The organism is Anderseniella sp. Alg231-50 (assembly GCF_900149695.1).
Taxonomy (GTDB): domain Bacteria; phylum Pseudomonadota; class Alphaproteobacteria; order Rhizobiales; family Aestuariivirgaceae; genus Anderseniella.
In genome coordinates this window covers 2,320,762-2,336,982 of sequence record NZ_LT703003.1, presented here as the reverse complement: position 1 = coordinate 2,336,982, position 16,221 = coordinate 2,320,762, and the positions used below count along the sequence as shown (strand labels likewise).

Annotated in this window: 18 protein-coding genes and 1 other RNA gene; 16 read left to right on the top strand and 3 right to left on the bottom strand. The window is 58.8% G+C overall.

Features of this window, described 5'->3' with window-relative positions; all coding sequences use genetic code 11:
* Positions 1-131 precede the first annotated feature (131 nt).
* Genes DHN55_RS11125 through DHN55_RS11115 form a run of 3 tightly spaced genes read left to right on the top strand, consistent with a single transcriptional unit; the run spans position 132 to position 1,945 of the window.
* Complete coding sequence (locus DHN55_RS11125) at positions 132-488, top strand: META domain-containing protein (RefSeq protein ID WP_337660170.1); 357 nt, start codon at positions 132-134, stop codon at positions 486-488.
* Between the two features lie 12 nt (positions 489-500).
* The gene (locus DHN55_RS11120; RefSeq protein WP_108881338.1) at positions 501-1,484 is read left to right on the top strand and encodes an aldo/keto reductase; all 984 of its coding nucleotides are present in this window, start codon (positions 501-503) and stop codon (positions 1,482-1,484) included.
* Complete coding sequence (locus DHN55_RS11115; protein ID WP_337660169.1) at positions 1,481-1,945, top strand: flavodoxin family protein; 465 nt, start codon at positions 1,481-1,483, stop codon at positions 1,943-1,945. Before DHN55_RS11120 ends, DHN55_RS11115 begins: the two co-directional genes overlap by 4 nt.
* Positions 1,946-1,957: 12 nt before the next feature.
* Here the strand turns inward: DHN55_RS11115 and DHN55_RS11110 are convergent, their stop codons facing one another.
* On the bottom strand, positions 1,958-2,818 hold the full coding sequence (locus DHN55_RS11110) for an EamA family transporter (RefSeq protein WP_108881337.1): 861 nt from the start codon (positions 2,816-2,818) through the stop codon (positions 1,958-1,960).
* A gap of 67 nt (positions 2,819-2,885) precedes the next feature.
* Between DHN55_RS11110 and DHN55_RS11105 the strand changes: the two genes are divergently transcribed.
* From DHN55_RS11105 to infA, 6 genes are all read left to right on the top strand, one after another.
* On the top strand, positions 2,886-3,578 hold the full coding sequence (locus tag DHN55_RS11105) for a TerB family tellurite resistance protein (RefSeq protein WP_108881336.1): 693 nt from the start codon (positions 2,886-2,888) through the stop codon (positions 3,576-3,578).
* Positions 3,575-4,321, top strand: a complete 747-nt coding sequence (locus DHN55_RS11100) for an N-acetylmuramoyl-L-alanine amidase (RefSeq protein ID WP_108881335.1) — start codon at positions 3,575-3,577, stop codon at positions 4,319-4,321. Before DHN55_RS11105 ends, DHN55_RS11100 begins: the two co-directional genes overlap by 4 nt.
* Before the next feature lie 55 nt (positions 4,322-4,376).
* Positions 4,377-4,795, top strand: an RNA gene (gene rnpB, locus DHN55_RS11095) — RNase P RNA component class A.
* A 135-nt stretch (positions 4,796-4,930) separates the two neighbouring features.
* Complete coding sequence (locus DHN55_RS11090; RefSeq protein WP_108881334.1) at positions 4,931-5,134, top strand: hypothetical protein; 204 nt, start codon at positions 4,931-4,933, stop codon at positions 5,132-5,134.
* A gap of 242 nt (positions 5,135-5,376) precedes the next feature.
* Positions 5,377-5,589, top strand: coding sequence for a cold shock domain-containing protein (locus DHN55_RS11085; protein WP_108881333.1), 213 nt, complete (start codon positions 5,377-5,379; stop codon positions 5,587-5,589).
* A 255-nt stretch (positions 5,590-5,844) separates the two neighbouring features.
* Positions 5,845-6,132, top strand: a complete 288-nt coding sequence (gene infA, locus DHN55_RS11080; protein WP_108881332.1) for a translation initiation factor IF-1 — start codon at positions 5,845-5,847, stop codon at positions 6,130-6,132.
* A gap of 60 nt (positions 6,133-6,192) precedes the next feature.
* On the opposite strand, the gene DHN55_RS22315 is transcribed toward infA, so the two are convergent.
* Together DHN55_RS22315 and DHN55_RS11075 are read right to left on the bottom strand one after the other, a co-directional pair.
* Positions 6,193-6,351 carry a hypothetical protein gene (locus DHN55_RS22315; protein ID WP_337660168.1) on the bottom strand — a complete coding sequence of 53 codons (159 nt, stop codon included), beginning with the start codon at positions 6,349-6,351 and terminating at the stop codon, positions 6,193-6,195.
* 22 nt (positions 6,352-6,373) lie between these two features.
* Positions 6,374-7,330, bottom strand: a complete 957-nt coding sequence (locus DHN55_RS11075; protein ID WP_108881331.1) for a glycine betaine ABC transporter substrate-binding protein — start codon at positions 7,328-7,330, stop codon at positions 6,374-6,376.
* Between the two features lie 380 nt (positions 7,331-7,710).
* Between DHN55_RS11075 and rsmH the strand changes: the two genes are divergently transcribed.
* The 7 genes from rsmH to murD are packed head-to-tail and all read left to right on the top strand — an operon-like array spanning position 7,711 to position 16,218.
* Complete coding sequence (gene rsmH, locus DHN55_RS11065; protein ID WP_108881329.1) at positions 7,711-8,721, top strand: 16S rRNA (cytosine(1402)-N(4))-methyltransferase RsmH; 1,011 nt, start codon at positions 7,711-7,713, stop codon at positions 8,719-8,721.
* Positions 8,715-9,071: a cell division protein FtsL gene (gene ftsL / locus DHN55_RS11060; protein ID WP_337660167.1), complete on the top strand. Its 357-nt coding sequence runs from the start codon at positions 8,715-8,717 to the stop codon at positions 9,069-9,071. Before rsmH ends, ftsL begins: the two co-directional genes overlap by 7 nt.
* Positions 9,068-10,816 carry a penicillin-binding transpeptidase domain-containing protein gene (locus tag DHN55_RS11055; protein WP_108881327.1) on the top strand — a complete coding sequence of 583 codons (1,749 nt, stop codon included), beginning with the start codon at positions 9,068-9,070 and terminating at the stop codon, positions 10,814-10,816. The genes ftsL and DHN55_RS11055 overlap by 4 nt, the downstream gene beginning before the upstream one ends.
* A 2-nt stretch (positions 10,817-10,818) precedes the next feature.
* Positions 10,819-12,282 carry a UDP-N-acetylmuramoyl-L-alanyl-D-glutamate--2,6-diaminopimelate ligase gene (locus DHN55_RS11050; protein WP_108881830.1) on the top strand — a complete coding sequence of 488 codons (1,464 nt, stop codon included), beginning with the start codon at positions 10,819-10,821 and terminating at the stop codon, positions 12,280-12,282.
* Complete coding sequence (locus DHN55_RS11045; protein WP_108881326.1) at positions 12,275-13,696, top strand: UDP-N-acetylmuramoylalanyl-D-glutamyl-2,6-diaminopimelate--D-alanyl-D-alanine ligase; 1,422 nt, start codon at positions 12,275-12,277, stop codon at positions 13,694-13,696. Before DHN55_RS11050 ends, DHN55_RS11045 begins: the two co-directional genes overlap by 8 nt.
* A 20-nt stretch (positions 13,697-13,716) precedes the next feature.
* Entirely contained in the window at positions 13,717-14,805 is a 1,089-nt protein-coding gene (gene mraY, locus DHN55_RS11040; protein ID WP_108881325.1) for a phospho-N-acetylmuramoyl-pentapeptide-transferase, read from the top strand.
* Between the two features lie 15 nt (positions 14,806-14,820).
* Entirely contained in the window at positions 14,821-16,218 is a 1,398-nt protein-coding gene (murD, locus tag DHN55_RS11035; RefSeq protein ID WP_108881324.1) for a UDP-N-acetylmuramoyl-L-alanine--D-glutamate ligase, read from the top strand.
* Positions 16,219-16,221: the final 3 nt, after the last annotated feature.

The window sequence follows — 16,221 nt, the reverse complement described above, 5'->3', positions numbered from 1 at the left end:
AAGCGGTTCTAGTTTTGGCCTTTGGCCTTAACTGAATCGCTTTTTTGATTCCTGAACTGATTGACCACGGTGCGGGGTTCACCCATAATTTTGCGATGATAAAGCCGCGCTTTCTGGTTTTCTTTACATGCATGCTGATTTTTGCATCTGCCACCGGGGAGGCTGGTGGCGGTTCGCTGGCCGGGTCCGAGTGGGGTCTGGGCGAGGGTGATGACCGCTTTGTGCAGTTTGGCGCTGACGGCAAGGTTTCCGGCCATGCTGGGTGCAACCGGTTTTTCACCAGCTACGAACGAGACGGAACGAAGCTGAAGATCGCCGGCATCGCAACCACACGCAAATTATGCAGTGACGCCACCATGAAGCGGGAGAAGGAGTGGCTCGGGGTGCTGAAACGGGTGCGTGCAATCGAACTGACGCATTTGAAGCTCATCCTTTATGGTGCAAAACGAACCCGATTGGCGACCCTGAAACGCCGGGATTTCGATTAGGAGACTTGCTACATGGACTATGTGAAACTTGGTGGCGCCGGCGTTAAGGTATCGCGGCTCTGCCTCGGGATGATGAGTTATGGCACACCGGGATGGCCGCATCATCCCTGGGTGCTGGGCGAGGCGGAGGCGCAACCCTTCCTCAAGGGCGCACTGGATGCGGGCATCAATTTCTTCGACACGGCTGACTTTTATTCAACCGGCGCCAGTGAGGAGATTCTCGGCAATTTCGTTGCCGCGAACATGAAGCGGTCGAACGCCGTGATCGCCACCAAGGTGTGCCTGCCGATGGGCGATGACCCCAACGACAAGGGATTGTCACGCAAGCACATCCTCGAAGGTATAGATGCATCGCTGAAGCGGTTGAAAACCGATTATGTCGACCTTTTGTATATTCACCGGCTTGACCCCGACACCGGGTTCGAGGAACTGGCGGATGCCCTGAACGATGTGGTGCGGGCCGGCAAGGCGACCTATCTCGGGGCCTCCAGCATGTGGACCTGGCAGTTCGCCATGCTGCGTGAAATGCAGCGTGCCAATGGCTGGGCGCAGTTCCGCGTGATGCAGAATTTCTACAACCTGTGCTATCGCGAGGAAGAACGCGAGATGATCCCGTATTGCGAGGCAGAAGGCGTGGCGCTGGTGCCATGGTCGCCGATGGCGCGCGGCTTCCTGGCCGGCAACCAGCCGAAAGATGGCAAGGGTGCCACGTCGCGCGGGCAGACCGACAAGATCGCGCAAGGATACTTTGGCACCAGGCAGGACTATGCCGTGCTGGCGCGGGTGGAAAAACTGGCAGCGAAACTGGGTGTGAAACCGGCGCAGGTGGCACTGGCGTGGGTGCTGGCCAAGGGCATCACATCGCCCATTATCGGCGCCACCAAACCGCATCACCTGAGCGATGCGGTTGCGGCAACAGACATCAAGCTGACCGATGCGCAGGTCGCATCGCTCGAGGCCCCCTATGCGCCACGTGCGGTTCAGGGCCACTCGTGACCAAGCGGCTCCTGATAGTCGCGCATGTGCCGTCGCCCAACACCACCGCGCTTCGTGACGCAGCGGTGCGCGGAGCCTCGTCACCGGATGTGTCGGGCATAGAAACCGTGTCGAAAACACCGTTCGAGGCAGGTCCGGAAGATGTGCTGGCGTGTGACGGCATTATCCTCGGCACTACGGAAAATCTCGGCTACATGTCGGGTGCCCTGAAGGACTTTTTCGACCGCACCTATTATGGGGTGATCGAGGAAAAACAGGGCTTGCCGCTGGGTGTCTATATCCGGGCAGGCCTGGACGGCACCGGTACGCGCCGCGCCATTGAAAGCATTACCGGCGGCCTGCGCTGGAAACTGGTGCAGGAGCCGATGATCCTGCACGGCGAGTGGCAGGACGATTTTACGCAACAGGTTGAAGAGCTTGGGCTGGCCATGGCGGCAGGTCTTGAGGCAGGGGTCTTTTGAGATAAAGGCAACTCATGCCTTGCGGCCCATCCATACGCAAAGCGCCACTATTAGAGCAAAACCGAAGGTAACCGCGGTCACCGTTTCACCGAGCAGGGCCCATGATCCTGCCAGGGTCACGAAGATCTGCAGCAACTGCACCTGGCCCGCTTTTGCCACGCCGGCAAGTGCCATGCCGTTGTTCCAGAAGAAGAAGCCGAGGAACTGCGAGAACACGGCCACATAGGCAAATGCCAGCCAGGCTGAGGACGACGCATTCCAGTTCACCTCTGGCAGGGAAAACATCACCGGAATTATGATGATCGGCACCATGACCAGCAGGCACCAGGAAATGACCTGCCACCCGCCGAGCCGCCTGGTCAGATCGCCTGATATGGCGTAGCCGACGGCGGCGGCGATGATGGATGCCAGCAACCACAAATCGGCGCCGTAAAGCTCACCGCCGCCGGCGTTCAGCAGGGCAAACACAACCACCGCAACAGAACCTGCTATGGCCCAGGCCCAGAATTTCAATGACGGGTTTTCACCGGCGAACACGATGGCGGCAGCTGCCGTTGCCAATGGCAGAATGCCCAACACGACGCCGCCGTGACTGGCCGGGGCGGTTTGCATGGCAATGGCGGAAAACAGCGGAAAGCCGATGACGATGCCGAATCCCGCCAGTAATAATTTCAGCAGGTCGCGACGGACCGGACGGGGTGAACGCGTCACCAGCAGCATGAAACCTGCAATCACGGCGGCAAAAATGGCGCGGCCCAGACCGACGAACACCGGCGGCAATTCAGCCACGGCAATGCGCGTAAACGGCAGTGTCAGGCCAAAAATGACGACACCGGCAAATGCCAGCAAATAGCCCTTGGTGGTGTGCGACATGAAATCTTTGTAATTGATGCGGGAAACAGGTGCGAAACCTAATGGTCATCGGGTAGTCTGACAAGCAATGACGATATGGACGACAATCACTGAGATACTTCAGGCGGTGGGAGACAGTGTCAGCGAGGCATTGTCGCGTATCGTCGGCGCGCCGCGTGAAAAACGCGATCCGCAAAAATCCGTTGCCTTCACCATCGGCGTCATTGCTTTGTCCGCCAAGATGGCCAAGGCGGACGGGCTGGTAAGTGAAGCCGAGATCGCGGCTTTTCGCGAGATTTTCGTGATCCACCCGGAAGAAACCCAGAATGTTGCGCGGGTATTCAACCTGGCAAAGCAGGAAGTGACCGGCTTTGACAGTTATGCCCGCAAGATCGCCAGGTTGTTCAGCGATCAGAAGGACGTGCTGGAAGACCTGGTTGACGGCCTGTTTCACATCGCGCGTGCCGACGGGGCCGTTGGTGAACAGGAACTGGCGTTCCTGGAGGAAGTATCTCAGATATTCGGCCTCGAAGACCGCTTCGGCTGCATCCGCTCGCGAAACCTTCGCGGTACCGACAGCGATCCCTACAGCATTCTCGGCATTGACTGCGCAGCAAGCGACGGTGACCTCAAGGCGCATTACCGCAAGCTGGTGAAGGAAAACCATCCTGACCGTCATATTGCAGCCGGCATGCCCGAAGAAGCGGTGGCAATCGCCACAACCCGGCTGGCCCGTATCACCGAGGCCTGGGGGCAGGTCGAACGTGAGCGTGGTATATGAGTGTTACCGGCCTGCCGCATGAACTGATCCCGGCAACCAATTTCAGCGACCGCGTCGGCGTGGCCGGGCCGGACATACTGCTGCTGCATTATACCGGCGTGCCGACACCTGAATTTGCAATCGAGATACTGACAAACGGCGAGCGCGAGGTGTCATGTCATTACCTGGTGCGCCAGGATGGCGGCATCGTGCACATGGTCGATGAAGACAAACGCGCCTGGCATGCCGGCAAGTCATCCTGGGAAGGCGCCGGTGACATCAACTCACGCTCGGTCGGCATCGAGATCTGCAATCCCGGCCATGGTGACAACTATCATGATTTTCCAGATGTCCAGATCGAGGCTGTGATTGCCCTGGGGCAGGACATTGTCGCCCGTCACGCCATTGAGCCCCGGCACGTCCTGGCTCATTCGGACGTGGCACCGGGGCGCAAGATTGACCCGGGAGAAAAATTTCCGTGGGCCCGGTTGGCAAGCCGGGGTATCGGTTTGTGGGTGACGCCTGCAGCGATTGCTGACGGGCCGGTGCTGGCGGAAGGCGCTGTCGGTGCTGATGTCAGCAGCTTGCAGCAAAACCTTGCAGCCTTTGGATACGGCATCGATGTGACCGGTGATTATGATGGTGCGACGGCAACCGTGGTCCGGGCCTTCCAGCTGCATTTTCGACCGGAGCTGTGTGACGGGCGGGCGGATGTGTCGACACTTGCAACGCTTGCGGCCGTGCTGGCGGCCCGTTCTGCCTGAGCCGCAACAAGCCGGTGCATGTGCGCAACAAGTGTGCTAGATGAAAACCTTGACACCAGTCGGCTGGATGACCGCGCAATGTTACTGATCCCTTCGGGACCGGGGGCGTTGTGAGGAAAGTCCGGGCTCCACGGAGACACGGTGCCGGATAACGTCCGGCGGAGGTGACTCCAGGGAAAGTGCCACAGAAAGCAAACCGCCTCACGCCCGGCAACGGGCGAAGGTAAGGGTGAAAGGGTGCGGTAAGAGCGCACCGCGCGTCCGGTAACGGAAGCGGCACGGCAAACCCCACCGGGAGCAAGACTAAATAGGGGCAGCAGGCGCGCCTTAAATGGCGAGCCGGTTCGTGTTCTTCCGGAACGCTGCCCGGGTTGGTCGCAAGAGGTGTGCGGTAACGTACATCCCAGATGAATGGTCATCCAGTGGTGCAGCATGCGCCATGGACAGAACCCGGCTTACAGGCCGGCTGGTGTCAGTCACTTTCCCGCACATGTTTTTGAGCCGGTTTGAATTGCCTCGTCCCGGCCTCGCCTGCATCAATTCCGGCAACAGGCTGATCGGCGAAGCGCTGATCTCCGTATAAAGAAAGTCATTAAAGGAGAGATCAACATGAAGATCGCAAGTTATGCAGTTGCCGCTACCTTGATATACGCCGTTTCCATGCTTGGCGTATCGGCTGTCACAAGCGATGCTGCCTATGCCCGGGGCAGTACCATTCACGCAAAATGCCACTGGTACAAGCAGCAGGCCTTCAAACTGAAGACGGAAGCCGCCTGGAACAGGTACAGAAAGTGCTTACGCGGACAATTTTAGAAAAACGGCAGAACCGCCGCAGTTTTTGGTTGCTGTTTGAATTGCCCTGAGGCGGTTTCTGCCCTATGATCGGTGTCACCGGCACATCGAATATGGAATGGATGTGTCCAGCGACGATCGGATTAGAATTGCGTTGTCCTGGATTTGAGGCACGACTGCTTTCCCGAGTACGCCCGGAGACCGGCACTGAGTTTTGAGCCGGACTGGTCATTCCAGATTGATAGCGGGAAAGGAATATCCCCATGCGTGTCAGCGGCACCGTCAAGTTCTTCAACACCCAGAAAGGGTTCGGCTTTATCGCACCGGAAGATGGCTCCAAGGATGTGTTCGTGCACATCACCGCCATCCAGCGTTCAGGCCTGGAAGGACTTGCTGACGGCGATAAAGTCAGCTTTGTCGTGGAAGATGATCCACGCGGCAGAGGTCAGCAGGCAACCGACATCCAGATGGGCTGACCAGCCCGGCCTGAAACTGACTGACGACATAACAGCGCGGGTTCTGTTGAACCGGACCGGCTGCGGTGATGTCGGGAAACTGGTTCGGGCAGCGGGGCCTGATATTGCAGGCAACCGCAAGCCCGTTTCGGCTGATGCCGGATAAAAGCGCGCAAAAATGCGGGCTTTGTCCGGCTTTTGTTTTTTGAGCAATTGATTGCTGGCGCGCAAACGGGTATGCATCCATCAACAGACACCGCGAGGGAATAGGTTTTTATGTCGAAAGAAGAAGTGCTCGAGTTTGAAGGTATCGTTACCGAGGTCCTGCCAGACTCGCGCTTTCGGGTTAAACTCGAGAATGATCACGAGATCATCGCCTACACTGCCGGCAAGATGAAGAAGTTCAGGATTCGCACCATTGCAGGTGACCGGGTGACGGTGGAGATGACCCCTTACGATCTCGACAAGGGCCGCATTACTTTCCGGCACAAGGACACCAAATCAGGCAGCCCGCCGCCTCCTGGACAGGGTCAGAACCGCCGGCCGGGTGGCAACCGGCGCTGAGTGCCGGGCCAGTCACTGTGCTTTGATAAACTGAAAACGGCCCCGAAACAGGGGCCGTTTTCACGTCACCACGAGCAGGCAAGACGGCTCAAACCGGGCTTGGTCCATGTAGGCCGGTTGCCCGTTCATCTCACTGACTTCCAGCCTGCCGGCCTCATCATCCGGTGGCAATTCGTCGGGGATGGTGACGAGGCGAACCCGGCCGCCGATTTTCACCATTCCCCGATTCTGGCTTCAACGGTTACTGGAACCAGCTGTCGACGGTCGCCTTGTTTTCCTCGACCCACTTGGCTGCAAACGCGGCCGGTTCCTGCTTTTCGACCTCCAGCGCGAAGGTCATCTTGGTCAGGGTTTCGGTGTCCAGTTTCACCTTGGACAGCATGGCCGCGGCCTTGGGCTGTGCCTGTTCAAGTGCAGTGGCGTAGCTGACATGAAGTGTTGCGGTATCCCAGGCAACCGCTGCGGACGATTTTTCCAGCCAGCCCGGTGTGGGCGATGGCGGCACGATGACCCACTGGTTCGGGTCGTGAGCCGGTTCTTTTAGGAGCACCAGTTCATTTGCCGCAAACATGTAATGCGGGGTGTAGCAGAAAAAGACGATGTCCTTTTTCTCCTTCACCGCGTTGTTCACTGTTTCCAGGGCAGCGGCTTCCTCCATGATCTTCAGGTCCAATGTCTTGTCGTACCCGTAGGAGCGCGCGCGTATCTGCTCGATGGGTGTCGATCCCCATCCTGGCGCGCCTATCCAGACCTCGCCTTTGCCGTCACCATCGGTATCAAACTTCTTGGCCATCTCCGGCTCTCTCAGTTGCTTGATGTCCGTGATTCCGGTTCTTTCCGCGGTTCCCTTGGTCACGCACATGCCCTGTTCGCCGGTGGCCGCGTTCCCTGTCATCTTGATGGACTTCTTGCCGTCGACATACTGGCGCTTGAGGTGGTCCAGGTTCGGCAGCCAGGCTTCCGGATGCACATGGATTGAACCGGCGTCCATTGCGTCGAACACTGCCTTGTTGGACCCGTTCTTCAGCTCGACCTCAATACCGAGTTTGTTTTCCATGGCGACTTTCAAAACGTGAGCCGTTGCCTGAACGGACGGCCAGTTGGGAACACCGATCACGACATCCGCAGCAAAAGCGGCCGAACTGCAGGCAGACATGGCGGCGGCGCAGCACAGTGTGAGTAGCTTTCTTGATTTCATATCGATTTCCTCCTGGGCGGGTGTATCTGTCAACGAAGCGACCCGGATCCGGGCTGCCTCGCAAATCGCTCAACCGAGTATACAACCTCAAGGCCGGAATTCCAATAAACCGGGAAACCATTGCCGTAGCGCAGGAAAAACAGGCATTGCAGGGAATCATCGCCACCCGGGTCAGGATGTTGCCGCGTTTTGCCTGTTTTATTCCGGTGTCTTGTCCGTGGAAGATGTACCAAACGGCGAAATTTGCCCTCCGGGTGCAAAACGAGGCATGAAATCAACGGTTTGTTAAGTATCCCGGCTCCAAAGTCCTAACGCTTGTTAAGATTTTGGCGATGGACGCGCCTTCAGGGCCGTTCGTCAGGTGGAGCCGCATTACAACCATGACCCGTTCAGGCGATCATACGCCAGATCTCCATATACCTGTGCTGCTTGGCCCGGTGATGGATGTGCTGTGCCCGGCGCATGGTGAAGTCTTTGTCGACGGCACTTTCGGGGCAGGCGGCTACACCAGGGCCGTGCTCGATGCCGCGTCCTGCAGGGTTATCGCCATAGACCGCGACCCGAACGCAATTGCAGCCGGTGACTGGCTGGTTCAGAGCTCCGCCGACCGGCTGACACTGGTGCAGGGCCGGTTTTCGCAGATGGAGCAAATCGCGGCAGATGCCGGACTGGCCAATGTGGACGGTATTGTCCTGGATGTCGGTGTGTCATCCATGCAACTGGATCAGGGCGAACGCGGGTTCTCCTTCATGCGGGACGGGCCTCTGGATATGCGCATGGAGCAGCAGGGCACCAGCGCGGCAGATGTCGTCAACGAGTTCGAAGAACGCGATTTGCGCCACATCATCGGGGTCCTCGGCGAGGAAAAACGCGCTTTCGCCATTGCAAAAGCAATTACCAAACGACGCAAGCTGGAACCTTTCACCCGGACGCTTGATCTCGCGGCACTGATCGAGGCAACGCTTGGCCGTCCGCCTAAATTCAAGGGACCGTCCATCCACCCGGCGACCCGCACATTTCAGGCCTTGCGCATCTATGTGAATGCGGAACTGAGAGAACTGGCTGAAGCACTTGCAGCAGCTGAACGGTTGCTGGCGCCCGGTGGCCGGCTGGCGATTGTGACATTCCATTCCCTTGAGGACCGGATCGTGAAGCGCTTCCTGCACCAAAGGTCGGGGCGCGCCGCGCGAGCCTCGCGCCATGCGCCCCAGGTCGCGGAACCGGATCCGTCTTTTGAGGATCTGGCCCGTGGCGGCGTGGTTGCCGACGAGAGCGAAACTGCCTCAAACCCGCGGGCACGATCTGCGCGGCTTCGTGCCGGCAGGCGCACCGAAGCCGAGCCGCACCCGTTTGCGCTTGAGGATTTCGGACGCGAGGTGACGCTGTGCTGAGATTGCTCAATGTCATACTGGTTGTCTGTGTGCTGGCAGCAGGCTTTGCACTGTACACCCTTGAACACCGGACCCGCTCGGTTGAAAGAGAGATCGCACGCGTCGATAAAGGTATCGAAAGCGAATATGAATTTATCGGGCTGTTGAATGCCGAGTGGAGCATGCTGACCCGGCCGCAACGGCTGGAGCAGCTTGCCAGGAACCATCTGGAGCTCGCGCCTGTACTGCCTGACCAACTGGTTGAACTGAACGGACTGGCGGCAAAGCTGCCAGCTGCACCGGCGCATGAACCGGACAAGACTCCGGCCTCCGATGATCCCATGGCAGACCTGTTGCGGATGATGCAATGACCAGAGCAAACCCAATCGATACCAGCCAGGCAGACTTTACCTTTCGCGGCCACAAGCGGCTGCGGCTGGTGGTGGCAGGCTTTGCACTGGGATTTGCGGTACTGGTCGGCAAGCTTGGATGGCTGACATTGGTTGAGGGCGGGCAGGTCAACCGGACAGCGCAATTCGATGCCAAGGTGCGCATTCCGCGGCCCGACATAACCGACCGGCACGGCAATGTGCTGGCAACCGATATTCCGGTGTCATCACTGTATGCTGACCCAGCCAAGATGATCGACGTCGATGAAGCCGTTGAGCTGTTGACGGGCGCCTTGCCTGAACTGAATGCGAAAGACCTGCGCCGCAAGCTGGACAAACGCAAACGGCGGTTTGTCTGGATCAAGCGCGAGGTCTCTCCCGGCCAGCGTGAGCTGATCCACAATATGGGCATACCCGGGGTTGGTTTCCGGGCGGAAACCCGCCGCATCTACCCGATGGGCAAGCTGGCATCCCATGTCCTGGGTTCCGTTGACGTAGACTCGCACGGAATTGCAGGCCTCGAGAAGTTCCTTGATGACCAGGGTGCTCTCTACACGGCTTCACTTGCCGAGACGGAACGTGCCGCCAGCATGCCGGCGCAAACCTCGATTGATGTCCGTGTCCAGCATGCGGTCACCGACGAGTTGCGCAAGTCCATCACCAAGTTCAGCGCCAAGGCCGCAGCCGGCATCGTGCTCAGGTCCGATACCGGTGAGGTATTGTCGCTGGTTTCCCTGCCGGATTACAGTCCCAACAATCCCAAGGACGCGCTCAAGAGCGAGAACGTCAATCGCGTGACAGCCGGTGTGTTTGAACTGGGATCGATCGTCAAGGCGGTCACCTTCGCCATGGCTCTCGACGCCGGTACCGCGACGCTTAATTCGCGGTATGACGCCCGTTACCCGCTGGTGATCGGCCGCGCCCGCATCAACGATTTCCATGCCAAGCGGCGTATTCTGAGTGTGCCGGAAATCTTCATGTTTTCGTCAAACATAGGCACCGGAAAAATGGCGCTGGATGTCGGTCTGGACGGTCACCAGGCTTTCCTGCGCAAGATGGGGTTTTTCGACCGTTTGACTACCGAACTGCCTGAGGCGGCCAAGCCGTTATTGCCCAAGAAATGGGGTAAGCTGGTAACCGTCACGGCGTCTTTTGGTCACGGATTTGCCGTACAACCGTTGCAGGGTGCCACAGTCGCAGCAGCTTTGCTCAACGGCGGTAAGCTAATACCGCCTACGTTGCTGCGCCGCGATGCAGAAACCGCCGAGGCCCTTGCTCAACAAGTGATTAAACCGTCCACCAGCGCGGACATGCGCTATTTGTTCAAGCTCAATGTAGACAAGGGTACCGCCGGCAAGGCCGGGGTGCCGGGCTTCCGCGTTGGCGGCAAGACGGGGACTGCCGAAAAGGTGGTCAACGGCAGGTATTCCAAGAACCACCGGTTGAACTCCTTCGTCGGTGCATTTCCCATGGATGATCCGAAATTTGTAATCCTGATCATGCTGGATGAACCAAAGCCGCTGCCGGAAACCCATGGTTATGCTACGTCCGGCTGGAATGCGGTACCGACCGCCGGCAAGGTCATTGCGCGGATTGCCCCGCTTCTGGGGGTGATGCCGAAGTTTGATGAGACCTCGTCGGGAAAACTGAAAAAATACAAGACCCGGGTTCTGAAAGAACGCAAAAAAGCCGATACGCAGGCCAGCCTTGCAGGTGCCGGCCAATGAGCATGACACTGTCCAGCCTGATGCATTCCATTGCCGAGATTCCCGACGGCTCCGGCGACGTAATAGTTTCCGGATTGAACAGCGACAGCCGTCTGATCAAGCAGGGCGAGGTGTTTGCCGCGCTTGCCGGTGTCGAAGCCGACGGCGCAAGCTATGTGCAAAGTGCGATTGATAACGGCGCGGTTGCGATTGTTACCGGTCGCGATGCGGAGCTGCCGGACGGCCTGGCCGTACCGGTGGTTGTATGCGATAATCCACGGCTTGTTTTCGCTCGCATGGCGGCTCGTTTTTATGTCCGCCAGCCGGACGTCATGGTTGCGGTCACCGGTACCAATGGCAAGACATCGGTAGCGTCGTTCGTGCGCCAGATCTGGGCGGTGCTCGGACTGTCAGCCGCCAGTATAGGCACGGTCGGTATCGTTTCGCCCGGCGGTACGCGGAAACTCGTTCATACCACACCGGACCCTGTCGAGATTCATGCTGCTCTGGCTGAACTCGCAGCCCAACAGGTAAGCCATGTTGCACTGGAGGCGTCCAGCCACGGCCTGGCACAATATCGTTTGCATGGCGCACGGTTCGCCGCTGCCGGGTTCACCAACCTGACGCGGGACCACCTGGACTACCACAAGACCTTCGAGGCCTATCTTGATGCAAAGATGATGTTGTTCGAAGAGGTGCTCAGCGAAGGTGCTACTGCCATTGTCAATTCGGATATGCCTGAAGCGAAAGACATCATGGCGCGCTGCACGTCGCGTGGCCTGGTGGTGTCCAGCGTCGGGCGCAAGGGAACCGGCCTGAAGCTGGTTTCGGCGACACAGCAAGGGTTTGGTCAGTTGCTCGAGATCAAGGGGCAGGAGGGCGGGTATAATGTTTACCTGCCGCTGGTTGGGGATTTCCAGGCCGAGAATGCGCTTATGGCGGTTGGCCTGGTGGTTGCCGCAGGAGGTTCGGAACCCCATGCGATAAGGGCCCTGGAGCAGCTTCAGGGCGCATCCGGCAGGCTCGAACTGGTCGCAACGACACATGCCGGAGCGCCGGTTTTCGTGGACTTCGCCCATACCCCTGATGCACTCGAGCATGTGCTCAAGTCCCTGCGTCCATATGCGACCGGCAGGCTGCAGGTGGTGTTCGGGGCTGGCGGTGATCGCGATCCGGGCAAGCGGCCCGAAATGGGCAAGGTTGTCTGCGAACATGCCGATATTGCCATTGTAACCGATGACAATCCGCGCACCGAAGACCCCGCCCTGATCCGCAAGGCCATCATGGCCGCATGTCCGGACGGGATCGAGATAGGGGACCGGGCCCAGGCTATTCAACATGGCGTAGACAACCTGGCTTCAGGCGATGTGCTGGTTGTTGCCGGCAAGGGTCATGAGACCGGCCAGACCGTCGGCAAGAAGGTCATTCCGTTCTCAGACCAGGAAGCTGTTCTGGCCTGTGTAGCGGGGAGGGTTGCCAATGGCTGATCAACCCTTGTGGACCATCGATGAGGTTGTCGAGGCCACCGGCGGACACCTTGACGGCGAGGTAACCGAGGCGCTGGACGGTGTTGCGATAGACAGTCGCGCCATCAGCGCAGGTGATATCTTCGTTGCCATCAAGGGGGAGCGCACCGATGGCCATGAATATGCGGCCAACGCACTCAAGGCCGGTGCCGGCGTAGCCATCGTCTCGCGGCCCGACAGTGCCATGCGGGATGCTGGCCCGGTGCTCGTCGTGGATGATGCGCTGGCGGCTCTTGAGGCACTGGGACGGGCGGCGCGGACGCGCAGCAGTGCGCATGTCATCGCGGTTACCGGCTCAGTCGGCAAGACAACCACAAAGGACGCCCTCAAGGTTGCTCTGGCATCATGCGGAGAAACCCACGCGTCGGTTTCGTCGTTCAACAATCAGTGGGGTGTGCCGCTTACCCTGGCGCGGTTTTCGCGCACTGCCGAGTTTGGTGTGTTCGAGGTCGGCATGAATCATGCCGGTGAAATCGAAACGCTGATCGACATGGTGCGCCCGCACACCGCAATCGTCACGGCGATTGCGGAAAGCCATCTTGGGCACTTTGCGTCGCTGTCCGACATTGCGCGGGCCAAGGCAGAAATCTTTACCGGCTTGGTTACAGGCGGTGTGGCCATCATCAATCACGACACCGAGTTTTTTGATCTGCTGCGCGATGCTGCACATGAACAGGACATCACGGACATTCGCAGCTTTGGCGAAAAGGACGGATCGCACATTGCACTGAAACAGGTGACCCTGCACGACACCTGCTCATGCGTCACGGCAGATGTACGCGGCCAGCAGGTCACCTACAAACTGGGTGCCGCCGGCAAGCATGTGGTCTTGAATTCTCTTGCCGTCCTGGCTGCCTGTGAGGCGGCGGGCGCTGATCTTGCGAAATGCGCACTGGCTCTGGCCAACATTACCCCGCCGTCAGGGCGTGGCGTGCGCCACAAGCTGAGCAGGGACGGGTCCCATGTCACGGTTATCGACGAAAGCTACAATGCCAACCCGGCGTCCATGCGCGCAGCGCTGGAGATGCTTGGCGCCTCGCAGCCGTCCGGGCGCGGACGGCGGATTGCCGTATTGGGCGACATGCTGGAACTTGGTGATCATTCGGATCGCCTTCACGGTGAACTGGTTGATCCGCTGCAAACTGCTGAAGTTGATCAAGTGTTTGCCTGCGGTCCCGCCATGAACGCTCTCTGGCAGAAGTTGCCGGTTGCGGCGCGTGGTGCGTATGCACCGTCATCGCAGGACCTGATCGCACCGCTGCTTGAGTCCATACAAGCCAACGACGTTATCATGATAAAGGGGTCGCTGGGGTCGCGCATGGCACCGGTGGTTGATGCAGTAATCAAACAATACAGGGGCACATCCGGAGGCTGAGCTTCTGGAGGGGAATACTCATGTTCTACTATCTATCTCTCGAACTAAGTGACCAGATTTCCGGGTTGAACGTGTTCCGCTACATCACTTTCAGAACCGGTGGGGCGCTGATGACATCCCTGTTTCTGGTGTTCATGTTCGGCCCCTGGCTGATCTCCAACCTGCGCTTGAAACAGGGCAGGGGCCAGCCGATCCGCGAAGACGGCCCGGCCCGGCACATTATTGAAAAACAGGGCACTCCCACCATGGGCGGATTGATGATTCTGGCCGGCATCGTGATCTCGACGCTGCTGTGGGCCGACCTCAACAATCTTTATGTATGGTCGGTCTTGTTCGTCACCCTGGGCTTCGGCGCGATTGGCTTTTATGACGACTATCTGAAAGTGACCCGCGCTGCCGTCGGCGGTTTTTCAGGGCGCATGAGATTGGCGCTGGAATTCGTGATTGCCGGATTTGCGGTGTGGATGTTCACCGCGCTGGGCGATGACAAGCTGTCCAATGCCCTGGCACTGCCGTTCCTGAAGGATACGCTGATCCAACTGGGTGCGGTGTTCGTGCTGTTTGGCATGGTGGTGGTGGTTGGTGCCGGTAACGCTGTGAACCTGACCGACGGTCTCGACGGACTGGCCATCGTGCCGGTGATGATTGCCGCCGCCAGTTTTGGCGTCATCGTGTATCTTGCCGGTAATGTGAAGTTCGCCGACTACCTGCAGATCCACTATATTCGAGGCACCGGTGAACTGGCGGTTCTGTGCGGCGCCCTGATCGGGGCCGGCCTTGGATTCTTATGGTTCAACGCTCCACCTGCCATGATCTTCATGGGCGATACGGGGTCCCTGTCTCTCGGCGGTACGCTGGGCGCCATTGCCGTGGCGGCGAAGCATGAAATCGTCCTGGCCATTATCGGTGGCCTGTTCGTGCTGGAAACCGTTTCAGTGATCGTGCAGGTGGCATCGTTCAAGCTTACCGGCAAGCGGGTGTTCGCAATGGCGCCGCTGCATCATCACTTCGAGCAGAAGGGCTGGAAGGAACCGACTATCGTGATCCGCTTCTGGATCATTTCAGTGGTTCTGGCGCTTATCGGCCTTGCCACCTTGAAGTTGCGCTAGAGGCTACCTGACACAATGACTATCGCAGCGCACAGCTTTAAAGGCAAAAGGGTCGGCGTATTCGGCCTGGGCCGCAGTGGTAACGCCACTGTCGATGCCCTTGTGCGCGGTGGTGCTGAGGTGCTGGCATGGGACGATGCACCTGCTGCGTCCGACATGGCAAAGGAGCAGGGACTGCCGGTGGTCAATCTGCATGGTGTCGATTTTACGACGCTGGACAGTTTCGTCCTGTCACCTGGCGTGCCGCTCACCCACCCCGAACCGCACTGGAGCGTAAAGAAAGCTCTCGCCTGCGGCGTGGAAATCATCGGTGATACGGAAATCCTGGCGCGCGAGCTGGCGGGGACAGGTGCGAAGCTGGTGGCGATCACGGGAACCAACGGCAAGTCCACCACAACTGCGCTGGCCGGTCATGTGCTTGCATCTGCCGGTCTTGATGTTGAAGTCGGCGGCAATATCGGAACCGCGGCGCTGCTGCTGCCGGCGCCGGTTTCCGGCAAGATTTATGTCATCGAGTTGTCCTCCTACCAGATCGACCTGATGCCGTCACTGAAACCGGATGTGGGCATCTTGATGAACCTGACGCCGGATCATCTGGAACGCCACGGCGACATGGAGAATTATGCGGCCGTCAAGGCGCGCATGTTCGCGCTGCAGGACAATGATGATCTGGCCGGTATTTCGCTGGATGACGAATGGTGTGTCGAGATTGCCGCGGCTGCGGCGAAACACACTGCACTGTCATCGTTTTCCGTAGGCGCAAAAGAAGCTACGGTCCAATCGGACGGCGACACTGTATCCGACACACGTGACGGCACATCCGTCTCGCTCTCCCAGGCCCGAGCATTGCGCGGGGAGCACAATGCCCAGAATGCCTGTGCCGCCTATATTATCGCGCACCGGCTTGGCCTGGATGCCGGCCAGATCGAGCAGGGGTTAAACAGCTTTCCAGGCCTTGAACACCGTATGGAGGAAATCGGTTCTGCCGGACGTGTCGTGTTCATCAATGACAGCAAGGCGACCAATGCAGACGCGGCGGCAAAGGCCCTGTCGAGTTTCAAACGCATATACTGGATTGCCGGCGGTCAGGCAAAGCAGGGCGGTATCGCTCCATTGCAACCTCATTTTGACAGGATTGCGAAAGCATACCTCATTGGCCAGGATGCCCCGCTGCTGGCGGAGGCACTTGCCGGCCATGCGCCTCATATCGCCTGCGATACTATGGCGACTGCTGTGCGCCAGGCCGCGCAGGATGCTGCTGCTGACACAAGTGACCAGGGTGAAATCGCGGTGCTTCTGTCACCTGCTTGCGCGTCGTTTGATCAATATCCCAATTTCGAGATGCGCGGAGATGATTTTCGCGCCTGTGTGCTGGCGCTTGATGGTGTGCAGCAACAAACAAAGGTGGCCTGAGAC